The organism is Kitasatospora sp. NPDC059577 (assembly GCF_042735475.1).
Taxonomy (GTDB): Bacteria; Actinomycetota; Actinomycetes; order Streptomycetales; family Streptomycetaceae; genus Kitasatospora.
In genome coordinates this window covers 30,442-40,572 of the sequence record NZ_JBHWBZ010000075.1, presented here as the reverse complement: position 1 = coordinate 40,572, position 10,131 = coordinate 30,442, and the positions used below count along the sequence as shown (strand labels likewise).

Annotated in this window: 10 protein-coding genes; 3 read left to right on the top strand and 7 right to left on the bottom strand. The window is 74.7% G+C overall.

The annotated features are described in order from the left end of the window. Positions 1 to 286: 286 nt before the first annotated feature. The 3 genes from ACFV0O_RS36865 to ACFV0O_RS36855 all read right to left on the bottom strand — a co-directional run bounded on the left by ACFV0O_RS36865 (position 287) and on the right by ACFV0O_RS36855 (position 2,500). Positions 287 to 829, bottom strand: a complete 543-nt coding sequence (locus ACFV0O_RS36865) for a cupin domain-containing protein (protein WP_380348528.1) — start codon at positions 827 to 829, stop codon at positions 287 to 289. Positions 830 to 980: 151 nt separating this feature from the next. Continuing rightward, complete coding sequence (locus tag ACFV0O_RS36860; protein ID WP_380348526.1) at positions 981 to 1,442, bottom strand: MarR family transcriptional regulator; 462 nt, start codon at positions 1,440 to 1,442, stop codon at positions 981 to 983. A gap of 104 nt (positions 1,443 to 1,546) precedes the next feature. Continuing rightward, positions 1,547 to 2,500 carry a hypothetical protein gene (locus tag ACFV0O_RS36855; RefSeq protein ID WP_380348524.1) on the bottom strand — a complete coding sequence of 318 codons (954 nt, stop codon included), beginning with the start codon at positions 2,498 to 2,500 and terminating at the stop codon, positions 1,547 to 1,549. A 222-nt stretch (positions 2,501 to 2,722) separates the two neighbouring features. Here ACFV0O_RS36855 and ACFV0O_RS36850 point away from each other — a divergent pair, with 222 nt between their 5' ends. Beyond that, entirely contained in the window at positions 2,723 to 4,240 is a 1,518-nt protein-coding gene (locus tag ACFV0O_RS36850) for an alpha/beta hydrolase (RefSeq protein ID WP_380348522.1), read from the top strand. On the opposite strand, the gene ACFV0O_RS36845 is transcribed toward ACFV0O_RS36850, so the two are convergent. Next, entirely contained in the window at positions 4,195 to 5,403 is a 1,209-nt protein-coding gene (locus tag ACFV0O_RS36845; protein WP_380348520.1) for a helix-turn-helix domain-containing protein, read from the bottom strand. The two genes, ACFV0O_RS36850 and ACFV0O_RS36845, sit on opposite strands and share 46 nt — an antisense overlap. A 138-nt stretch (positions 5,404 to 5,541) precedes the next feature. Between ACFV0O_RS36845 and ACFV0O_RS36840 the strand changes: the two genes are divergently transcribed. Beyond that, the gene (locus tag ACFV0O_RS36840) at positions 5,542 to 5,691 is read left to right on the top strand and encodes a hypothetical protein (protein ID WP_360254932.1); all 150 of its coding nucleotides are present in this window, start codon (positions 5,542 to 5,544) and stop codon (positions 5,689 to 5,691) included. Between the two features lie 181 nt (positions 5,692 to 5,872). On the opposite strand, the gene ACFV0O_RS36835 is transcribed toward ACFV0O_RS36840, so the two are convergent. Together ACFV0O_RS36835 and ACFV0O_RS36830 are read right to left on the bottom strand one after the other, a co-directional pair. Next, positions 5,873 to 6,829 (bottom strand): ribosome-inactivating family protein, encoded by a 957-nt coding sequence (locus tag ACFV0O_RS36835; RefSeq protein WP_380348517.1) that lies wholly within the window; start codon positions 6,827 to 6,829, stop codon positions 5,873 to 5,875. A gap of 192 nt (positions 6,830 to 7,021) precedes the next feature. Then, positions 7,022 to 7,945 carry a LysR family transcriptional regulator gene (locus tag ACFV0O_RS36830; RefSeq protein WP_380348516.1) on the bottom strand — a complete coding sequence of 308 codons (924 nt, stop codon included), beginning with the start codon at positions 7,943 to 7,945 and terminating at the stop codon, positions 7,022 to 7,024. A gap of 65 nt (positions 7,946 to 8,010) precedes the next feature. On the opposite strand from ACFV0O_RS36830, the gene ACFV0O_RS36825 reads away from it, so the two are divergent. Continuing rightward, the gene (locus ACFV0O_RS36825) at positions 8,011 to 8,796 is read left to right on the top strand and encodes an NAD(P)-dependent oxidoreductase (RefSeq protein ID WP_380348514.1); all 786 of its coding nucleotides are present in this window, start codon (positions 8,011 to 8,013) and stop codon (positions 8,794 to 8,796) included. 100 nt (positions 8,797 to 8,896) lie between these two features. Here the strand turns inward: ACFV0O_RS36825 and ACFV0O_RS36820 are convergent, their stop codons facing one another. Continuing rightward, a complete protein-coding gene (locus ACFV0O_RS36820; protein ID WP_380348512.1) occupies positions 8,897 to 9,964 on the bottom strand; it encodes an AraC family transcriptional regulator in 1,068 nt (355 codons plus the stop codon). Positions 9,965 to 10,131 lie beyond the last annotated feature (167 nt).

Here is a 10,131-nt window from a genome sequence, read left to right as displayed (position 1 = left end):
GGGGGGGGCGCGGGCGGGCGCGCGCCCCCCCCCCCCCCCCGCCCGCGTGGTGGGCCGCTCGGCCGTTCAGCACTGGGGGCGGCGGCCGTGGTTGGCCCCGCGCCTGGCCCTGGCCTTCTTCTTGCGGCGGCGCTTCGACGACATGGCCACTCCTCTCGCAACCGGGACACCCCTGGTCTTCCACCGTTCCACACCCGGCTTGTCCCGGCCCGTCGAGCGGGCGCGGGCCGGGACGCAGCGGGCCGGAACGCGGGGGGCCGGAACGCGGGGGGCCGACGCCGGTCGCTCAGGCGCGCTTCTCCAGGGCGGCGCGCCAGGCGGGGCTGTCGACGTAGTGGTTGTCGAAGCGCTCGGAGGAGGCGGCGATGGCCGCCGGCGGGGTCTCGCCGCGCATGACGCTGCCCAGCAGGCGCAGGTAGTCGAAGCGGTCCATGCCGGGGGTGAAGATGCACAGCACGTCGGCTTCGGCGCCGGGCGCGGCGGCGAAGGCGTGCGGGGTGTGCGGGGGGACGGCGAGGAAGTCGCCGGCGCCGAGGACGGTGACCTCGTCGCCGACGAGGACCTCCAGCGAGCCGCTGATCACGAAGAACAGTTCCCAGGCCTTGGTGTGGAAGTGCGAGGGGGCTCCGGCGGCGCCTTCGGAGAAGGTGGAGCGGTAGACGGTGAAGCCGCCCTGGCCGGGGTCCGTCTCGGCGAGCAGGGTCATGGTGGCGCTCGGGTCGGCGCAGGTCTCGGCTTCGGCGCTGCGGGTCAGGACGGGGGCCTGCGGGGCGGCGGCGGTGGCGGCGGTGGCAGCAGCGGCGGTGGCGGTGTTCTTCGTCGTCGTCATGTGATCAATCTACGGCCGAATAGACCCATGATCATGTGGCAATCATCAACAGTTTCCGTGGGTCAATTTTCCCCGGCTCCCACCCCTCCCCCGACATGGCGAAGGAGGCCCCGACCGTGGTCGGAGGCCTCCTTCGAGGGGTCGGCGGCGGTCAGTCGGGGAGGTTCCCGTTGCCGCCCAGGTTGGCCACCATGCGGCGCAGCACGTTGATGGTGGTGACGAAGTCCTCGGGGTCGACGCCCTCGTGGGTGCGTTCGTGGACGCGCAGGTTGCGTTCACGGGCCCGCAGGCGTCCGGCCTCGCCGTCCTCGGTGAGGGTGAGGGCGCCGTCGGCGTCCTCGACGAGCCAGCCGCGGGCGATCAGGTCGTCGAAGACGGCGTCGAAGTCGGTGTCCTGGTCGTCGTAGGGGGTGAGCCGTTCGACCAGGGTGGTGCGGTTCCAGCCGCCCGGTTCGCCGGCGGCGTGGTTGAGCGTCCACCAGTGCGGCTGGGTGAGGCCTTCCACCGCCAGCTGTTCGCGCAGGCCTCCCACCACGAGGCGGCCGGCCAGTCCGGCCCACGCCCCGATGGGCTGGGTGGCGATGACCTCCGGCGCGTACGTCTTGATCGTCACGTCCCGTACTCCTTCGCATCGTTCGCTGACTGATCATCAGGATGCGATCGACGGTAGGACCTCAAGTCGCCTTGAGGTCAAGCCGCCTTGAGATCCGGATGTGTTCAGGCGGCGGCCCGGTCGTAGGCGCGCAGGGTGAGGAGGGCGGCGAGGGTGACGCCGGGGCGGGCCTCGACCTCGGTGGTGGGTGACCAGCGGGCCCAGCGGATCGGCCAGCCGCCGTCCTCCTGCTGCTGGGCGGCCAGGTGGGCCAGGCCGCGGTGCAGCTCGCGGTCGGTGAACCAGGGCCGGGCCGGGCTGTCCGGGGTGGGCGCGTAGTCGTGCGGGAGGTGGTGCTCGCCGGGGGCGTAGCCGGCGGCGAGGCGGGCCCGGTCGGGGTGGTCGGGGTCGAGCAGGACGATCCGCTGGTCGCGTACCAGGTCGCCGAGGCGGCGGGCCTGCCGGCGGGCCCAGTCGCGGTCGGGGGCGGCGGCGAGGAAGGTGACGGCGGCGCCGGCCTCGTACGGGTGGGTCTGTTCCAGGTGCTCGACGGCGCGGCGGCAGAAGGCGGTGGCCCGCTCGATCCAGGGGTGGCCGGTGTCGGAGCGCAGCAGGGGGGCGACGATCTGGCCGGTGGCCAGCAGGTCGGCGTCGGGGTGGTCGGGGACGGGCAGGAACGGCGGGCGGGGGTAGGGGCGCAGGGTGGGCAGGACGGCGGGGACGCCGCCGTCGGGGGTGGTGCGGGCGGTCAGCCAGTCGCAGATCCGCCGGGCCCGTTCGCCGTGCAGGGCGCCGGTCTCCTCCAGGACGCGCAGGGCGGCGGGTACGGCGATGGGCTGGGGGGCGGGGCCGCGGACGTCGGGTTCGAGGCCGAAGGCGTAGCCGCCGTCGGGGGTGGCGTAGGCGTCCAGTGCGGCGAGCGGCCCGGCGGGGTCGGCGGGGTCGGCGGGGTCGGCGGGGTCGGCGGATCCGCCTCCGTCGCCGAAGTGGAACGCGAAGCGGCGCTGTTCCAGGACGCGCCCCGAGGTCCACAGGAACCGGCCGGCGCGTTCGAGCATGCTGTCGTTCACCCAGGTCATGCCCACGACGGTAGGCCGGGGACGGCCCGGTGGCCTTGAACGAATCGGACGAACACATCGAACGCACGGATCGGACGCACGGATCGGATGCAGCGGACGCACGGATCGGACGCACGGCGGCGGCGTCGTCGCACTGCCCCGCTCCCCCGTCCGGACCGGCCGCCGACACGCCCCGGGCTTCGCGGACCGATCGTTCGTCAACTTCCTTCTAGGGTAGGCGACATGAAGTCGATACCGGCGCTCGCCGCCGCCCTGGCCCTGTCGGCGGCCGCCGTCCTCACCGCCGCCTCCCCCGCGCCCGCCGCCGCCCCCGGCGCCCCCACCAACGCCGGGGACCCGATGGAGCGCTACCGCCGCCAGCCGCTCGCCTGGGCGCCCTGCCAGGACCCGCAGTCGGCCGCCGCCGGCGCCGAGTGCGCGGCCCTGACCGTGCCGCTGGACTACCGCGAGCCCCGGGGCCGCACCCTGTCCCTGGCGGTCTCCCGGATCAGGGTCGCCGACCCGGCCCGGCGCCGCGGCATCCTGCAGACCAACCCCGGTGGCCCCGGCGGGCGCGGGCTGGCCATGCCCGTCGAGCTGCGGGCCGCGATGGCGCCCGCGACGGCCGCCGCGTACGACGTCATCGGCATGGACACCCGCGGGGTCGGTGCCAGCGGCGGCCTCGACTGCGGCCTGGTCAGGGGCAGTTGGCTGCGCTCGGTGGGCACCGGCCGGGCCGGCTTCGAGCAGGCCTGGAACCTCGCCGAGGCCGACGCCGACGCCTGCTGGAGCCGGTACCCCGACCTGCTGCCGCATCTGACGACCCGCAACATCGCCCGCGACACGGACGTGTTGCGCGCCGCGCTCGGCGAGCAGCGCACCTCCTTCTTCGGGCAGTCCTACGGCGCGCTGCTCGGCGCCGTGTACGCGCAGCTGTACCCGGAGCGGGTCGACCGCCTGGTCCTGGACAGCGCGCCCGACCCGGCCCGCTACGGCATCCGGATGTTCCAGGACATGGGCGGCGCCAACGAACGCGCCCTGGACGACTTCGCCGCCTGGGCCGGCCCGCGTGACGCCGTGTACGGCCTGGGCGCCACCCCGGCGGCCGTGCGGGCCACCGTCGAGGGGCTGGTCCGCCGGGCGGGCGCGGCACCGATCGCGATCGACGGCTTCCGCCTCGACGACCGGCTGCTGCCGGTCCTGCTCGCGGTCTGCCAGGGCGACGACCGTGACAGCGCCGACTACGCGGACGTGCTGCGCCGGCTCCTGGACGCCGCCGACGGCAAGCCGGTGCAGGCGGGCCCGCTCCTGCACGAACTGCTGGCCACCGTCGTCGGCCCGAGCCCGGAGGGCGGCGCCGACCTCGCGGCCGCGATCGGCATCCTGTGCGACGACGTCGCCATGCCGCGCTCGGCGCAGTGGTACCGCGACGCCGTCGACCGCGCCCGCCCCGCCCAGCCCGTCTTCGGGCCGGTCTACAACAGCCCGACGCCGTGCGCCTCCTGGCGCCGCGCCCCGCTGGAGCCGCCCGTCGAGGTGCGCACCGCCGTCCCCGCCCTGCAGGTGCAGTCCACCGGCGACACCCACGCCCCCTACCGGGGCGCCCTCGCCCTGCACGCCCGGATGCCCGCTTCCCGCCTGGTCACCGTGCCCGGCCGTGTCCACACCGTCTACCTCAACGGCTACAGCCCGTGCGCCCGACAGGCCGTCGACGCCTACCTGTCGACGGGCTCACTGCCGGCGGCGGACACCACCTGCTGAGCGGGGCCGGCTACGGTCCCCTCGGTCAGCACCTGCTTCGTGACATCCACGCTCCTCCGGAGATCCTCGACCCACTCGTCACCGGTGCCCTCCGGTACCGCCCGGGGCCTCTCGACGATGCTGCTCAGGAGGTCGAAGTCCAGGTCGCCGTTCCCGTGATCCGTGCAGGCCTTGTGGAGCCGGGCCAGATGCTCGACGGGCGCGACGACAGTCATCGACTCCAGGAGACGCACACGTTCCTTGCTCCACCTGGATTCGCCGGAGAACCAGTGGAAGAGGTCGACGGGCTTCCGTGAACGGACGAGGGAGTGTTCGATCTTGACACTGTCGTGGAAGCGGCCGAGGGACCGGAACTCGTTCGCAAGGCGCACGATGTCCCCGACAGGGTGGACCAGTGCGATCTGCTCGATGATGCGGTCCGCGGCGGCGTCCTCATCGGCATCACGCAGGTAGACCACCGCGGCGCAGATCCCCGCCAGATCGCCCGTGCCGCCGCTCTCCCACACCGCCAGCTCGGCGTGCGTGGCCCGGGTGATCCGGTCGAGGGTCTCGGTGTCCCGGTCCCGCAGTCTGAGCACGGCCCCCGCCTGCCGGATCTGGTCCTCCAGCTGCGCGATGCGGTCGAGCGCCGTGTCCCGCTCCTCGGTCAGCGCGCGGACCTCCTCCCGGCTGTGGAGGGCCAGGTCCTCCAGCGCGTCCTCCGCGTCCTGGCGCCGTTTGCGCTCGTCGTGGAGGTCCCGTTGAAGGTCGGCCAACTCCTGGACGGCTTCGGCGCGGTGGCGGTCCAGGTCCTCCCGGGCGGTGGCGAGTTCGAACTCGCGGGCCTGCAGCGGGCTGCGCACGCACGCGGCCGCGTACATCAGCGCGCGGGTCGCCGCGACCTCCTCCGCGGTCACCTCCACGCCCTCGCACTCCGCCGCCAGCGCGTGGAGCCGGGCGGCGATCTCCCGGCGCGGCACCTCCCGGCCGTTGAGGAACTTGGACAGCCGGGTCCGGTCGACGCGGATCCCGTCCCCGCTCAGGCGTTCGGCGAGGTCCTCCGAGGACAGGCCGGTCCGGGCCCGCAGTTCGCGCAGGCGTTCGGCGCAGCGCCGCTCCGGCTCCTGCAGGCGTTCGTCCAGCGGGGCCAGCCCCCGCCGTGCGGGCATCTGCTCCCGGCTCACGCCGCGTTCTTCTCCGTGTTGCACCGTCGGCAAGTTGCGTTCTCCCGCCGCAAGTCGGGGTTGCGACCTGACGCAACCGCCCTGCGGCCCATTGTGCTGGGGGACGTACCGGGTTGTCGCAATCCCCTGGAGATTCCCATGCGTCGTCAGCAGCGTCCGCAGCGTCCCTTCCTGGAGTTCCGGGCGGGCGGCTTCCGCCTGACCCTGCAGTCCCGCCCCCGCCGGCTGTTCCTGCTCCTCGGCCCCGCACTCACCACCGTGGCGGGTGTCCTCGCGCTGCGCCGGTAGTGCGGGGCACAGGTCACGGGGCACGGGGCACAGGGCACGGGGCACAGGGCACAGGGCACAGGGCACGGGGCACCCGGCGGTCCGGCCGGGGGCCCGCACGCACCGGACGGCCCCCCGCGCGCGGGTGCGTGCGGGGGGCCGTCGGTCACCGGGGCCTCGTGGGTCACCGGGGCCTCGTCGGTCAGAGTTCGGTGTGCCACCAGTCGCCGGTGGGGTTGATCTGCGAGGGGTCGCCGATGACGAGCCGGACGCGGGAGGTCAGCTGGGAGCTGTTGGCGATGCTTCCGGCGTGCGGGCCGAGGTAGATGGCAGGGGGGTTGCGGTGGTTGTAGAGGTTGCGGGCGTAGTCGGAGATCAGCCGCCAGTCGCTCTCGATCTCCACCTGCGGGGAGGGGAGTCCCGGGTAGACGCTGTTGCCGTTGCGCATGATGTCGACCATGACGCCGTAGACGTCCCAGAAGCGGGTGGCCTCCGACGTGTACTGGGTGAGGAACAGCAGCGAGTGGGCGGTGCTGCTGCCGTCCCCGCCGTACTGCAGCTGGTAGGCGTGGTTGTACAGGGCGCTGTAGGAGATCGGCAGGTTCTCCCGCCGGATGCCGTCCGCCGCGCCCGACATGCTGCCGTAGGAGGAGCCGAAGGACAGCGTGTGGACCTGGCCCTGCGGGGGGATCAGGGCGCCGTCGGGGCCCCGGCTGAGGTTCTCCATGATCTCGGCGAGGTTGTAGTCGCCGTCGTTGAACTGCCAGGTGTCACCGTTGTGGTTGGTGAAGCCGCGCAGGTAGAGGTCGTTGGGTGAGAACCACAGGCGCAGCTCCTCGCCGTTGAAGTTCAGGTCGGCGCGGATGAGCGCGGTCTTGGCCCCGTGGACCTGGGTGGCGGCGACGCCGTTGTACCAGTAGTGGCCCGCCGCGTTCTGCAGGCTGCTGATGAAGCCGCCGTACTGGCTGGCCTGCTGGTTCCCCGTTCCGCTGAGGTTCAGCCAGACGTGGGAGACGCGGCCCTCCGGGGTGTCGGCGTGGGCCGCGCCGGTGCCGCCGAGCATCGCTGCCACGGCTGCGAGGAGGACGGCGAGGGCCGAGAGGATCCTGTGGGCTCCGGGGCGGGCTGCTGCCCGGGGGCCCGGCTTGACGACATGCATGTGATCGGTTCCTGATGACTTTCGGTGTCGAGGTCGGGGTGCCCGGCGCCCGAGGGGGCGGGGCACCTCGTCGATGGTCGCGAAGGGCGCTCCCGGCACGCATCAGTCAAGTGACTGTCGCGCTGGCGGGCCGGATCAGCCGGATGACCCGCGCCCCGGGCCCTCCACCCCTGCTGCGTACCTGTTCCCCCGTCACCGCCCCGACGCCGTCACCGTCCCCGCCCCGCCCCGCCCCGCCGTCTCCTGCAGGAACCCGGTGAACGCCGCCACCGCCGGCGGCACCCGCCGGCCCCGGCGCGTCACCGTGTACACGTGCCGGACCGGGGTGTCGTCGGGGTGCAGGGGGACGAGGGCGAGGTCCGGGCGGGCGGCGCGGGCGGCGAGCGCGGGGATCAGGGTGGGGCCCAGTCCGGCGGCGACGAGGCCGAGTTTGGCGGTCCAGGCGCCGACGGCGTACTCGATCCGGGGCCGGAAGCCGCTGCGCAGGCAGGCCGCGAGGAGGGTGGACTCGGCGTGGCGGCGGGCGGCGATCCAGGGTTCGTCGGCGAGTTCGGCCAGGCGCAGGCTCCGGCGGCCGGCGAGGCGGTGTCCGGACGGCAGGGCCACCAGCACGGGGTCCTCCAGCAGCAGCCGCGGCTCGAACTGTTCGCCGTCGTAGGCGTCCTGCTCGTACGAGGCGACCACGGCGAGGTCGATCGTGCCGTCGGCGAGCAGGTCCAGCAGGTGGGCGGAGAGGCCTTCGGTGAGGCTGGTCTCGACGTGCGGGTGCGCGGCACGGAAGGCGGCGAGCGCGCCGGGGACGAGGGCCGCGTTGGCGCTGTCGAAGGCGCCCACCCGCAGGTGTCCGGCGGTGAGTTCGGTGAGGGCGGCGAGGTCGCGCCGGGTGGTGTCGAGGCGGTCCAGCATCGCCTCGGCGTGCGGCAGCAGGGCGCGGCCGTGTTCGGTCAGCCGTACGCCGCGGGCCAGTCGGTCGAACAGCGGCGTGCCCAATTCCCCTTCCAATGTGGCGATCTGGCGGGAGATCGCGGACTGGGTGAAGCCCAGCCGTTCGCCGGCGGCGGTGAAGGAGCCGAGGTGTGCGACGGTGCGGAAGACGTCGAGCCAAGCCATGTCCATTCCGCATGGCTACCATGCGAGACATTCGCTTGTCGCCTGGCTCGTGGCTGCCTAGCGTTGCGGCCATGGAGAAGATCGCATTTCTGGGGCTGGGCCGCATGGGCCTGCCGATGGCCCGTCGCCTCGCCGCCGCCGGCCACCCGTTGACCGTCTGGAACCGCTCCCCCGGCCGCGCCGACGGCCTCACCGAGGCCGCAAGCCCGGCGCAGGCCGTCCGGGGCGCGGACGTCGTCGTCACCATGCTGTCCGACCCGGCGGCCGTCGCCGAGGTGGCCGGACGGTTCACGGCGGAGCTGGCGCCGGGCACGCTGTGGATCGACATGTCCTCGATCGGCCCGGCCGCCACCGCCGGACTGCGCGAGCGGCTCCCCGACGGCGTCGCCCTGGTGGACGCCCCGGTGCTCGGCAGTGTGGGCCCGGCGGCGACCGGCGACCTGACGGTCTTCGCGGGCGGCGAGGACGCCGACCTGGACCGTGCGCAGCCCGTCCTGGAGCAGCTGGGCCGGGTGCGGCGCTGCGGCGGCCCGGGGTCGGGCGCGGCGCTGAAGGTGGTGGTGATCGGCGCGATCGTGGCCTCGGTCACGGTGGTCGGCGAAGTGCTGGCGGCAGCCGAGGAGTTGGGCGTGTCGCAGGAGCTGGCGCGGGAGGTGCTGGCGGCCGGGCCGCTCGCGGGGGTGGTGGCCCGGGCGCACAGCGCGGACTCGGACTTCCCGGTCCGGCTGGCCGCCAAGGACCTCGCCCTGGCGGGCGGCGGCCGGGTCCTGTCGGCGGCCCGCGAGGTGCTGCTGGCGGACCCGTCGATCGCCGAGCAGGACCTGTCGGCGGTGGTGGGCTCCCTGCGGCGGGGCTGACGGGCCCGGGGCCCGTCGTCGAGCACCGGCGCGGACGGCGTGCCCGGAGTCCGGGGCGGGTCCGGGGGGACGGTCCGGGGGCGGGTCCCGGGGGCGGGCCCTACGCCACCCGCCCGGCGGCGGCCAGGGCCTGCCGGCGGTGTTCGCCCGGGGTCTGGCCGTAGGCGGCGCGGAAGGCGCGGGTGAAGTCGGAGGCCCGCGGGATGCCCCAGCGGGCGGCGACGGCGTGGACGGGCAGGGTGCGCAGGGCGGGGTCGGCGAGGTCACGGCGGGCGCTCTCCAGGCGCTCGGCGCGGATCCAGCCGGCGAGGGTCCGGCCCTGGGTGTGGCGGGTGAACAGGCGGTGCAGGTAGCTGACGGAGACGTGGTGGGCCGCGGCGATCGCGGTGGGGGTGAGGCCGGGGTCGGACAGGTTGCGGCGGACGAAGGTGCGGACGTTCTCGACCAGGGCGCGCTGGCGGGCGTCGTCGGGGACGGCGGCCTCGGTGTCGAGTTCGCGGGCCAGCCAGGCGGTGACCAGGTCGATGACGACGGTGCCCAGGCGGGGCGTCTCGGCGGGGCCCAGGAGGGCGGCCTGGCGGTCCAGGCCGAGGAGGAAGTCGGCGAGCAGGGCGCTGGTGCCCTCGTCGCGGGAGAACCCCCGGCCCATCACCTCGCGCAGTCGCTGCGGCGGGAGCGGCAGCGAGGCAGCCGGGAAGTCGATGCCCAGCGCCTCGATCCGCGGCTCGCCCCGGCCGGGCCGGGCGGCCCCGATGCCCCGCACGTCGTAGGGGTGGGAGCTGTCGACCACGTACAGCCGGCCGGCCCCGAACGTCGTCACGCGGTCCCCGGACCCGCGGGTCTCGCGGGTCAGCGCCAGGGCCCCGTCGAGGACCAGCGTGAGGTGGTACACCTCCCGGTCCGAGCGGCGCACCATGCCGGCGCTGCGCCGGAAACGCGAGGGCGGGAACGACGACCTGAGCAGGGTCGCCTGGCCCAGCTCCAGGCGCCGCATGTCGGCCCGGAAGTCGGCGGCGTGCACGCTGGTCATCTCGCTGTCCCGGGTGCGGCCGATCAGCTCCCGCCAGTAGTCGAACCGCTCCGTGGCGGGCAGGTCCTCGCTCCGGAACGCGTCCGTGCCCGCCGTCGGCGCCTCCGCGCCCGCCGCGCCCGCCGTCCTCGCCCCCACTGCCTTCCTCCGCCTCCCCTTCGGCCCTCCGGCCTTCCGGCCTTCCGGCGTCGTGTGCCGCCGTGCCGCCGTGGCGCGGCGGGGGCGGGAGACGCGCGGGCCGACACAAAAGACAGAACCCCACGCGCAGACCACCCCCGCCCCCCCCCCGGGGGCGCGCCGACGGG

Coding starts and splice junctions, on each gene's coding strand:
- ACFV0O_RS36865 (WP_380348528.1), bottom strand. CDS start 829: ATGACGACGACGAAGAACACCGCCACCGCCGCTGCTGCCACCGCCGCC.
- ACFV0O_RS36855 (WP_380348524.1), bottom strand. CDS start 2,500: ATGACCTGGGTGAACGACAGCATGCTCGAACGCGCCGGCCGGTTCCTG.
- ACFV0O_RS36850 (WP_380348522.1), top strand. CDS start 2,723: ATGAAGTCGATACCGGCGCTCGCCGCCGCCCTGGCCCTGTCGGCGGCC.
- ACFV0O_RS36840 (WP_360254932.1), top strand. CDS start 5,542: ATGCGTCGTCAGCAGCGTCCGCAGCGTCCCTTCCTGGAGTTCCGGGCG.
- ACFV0O_RS36835 (WP_380348517.1), bottom strand. CDS start 6,829: ATGCATGTCGTCAAGCCGGGCCCCCGGGCAGCAGCCCGCCCCGGAGCC.
- ACFV0O_RS36830 (WP_380348516.1), bottom strand. CDS start 7,945: ATGGACATGGCTTGGCTCGACGTCTTCCGCACCGTCGCACACCTCGGC.
- ACFV0O_RS36825 (WP_380348514.1), top strand. CDS start 8,011: ATGGAGAAGATCGCATTTCTGGGGCTGGGCCGCATGGGCCTGCCGATG.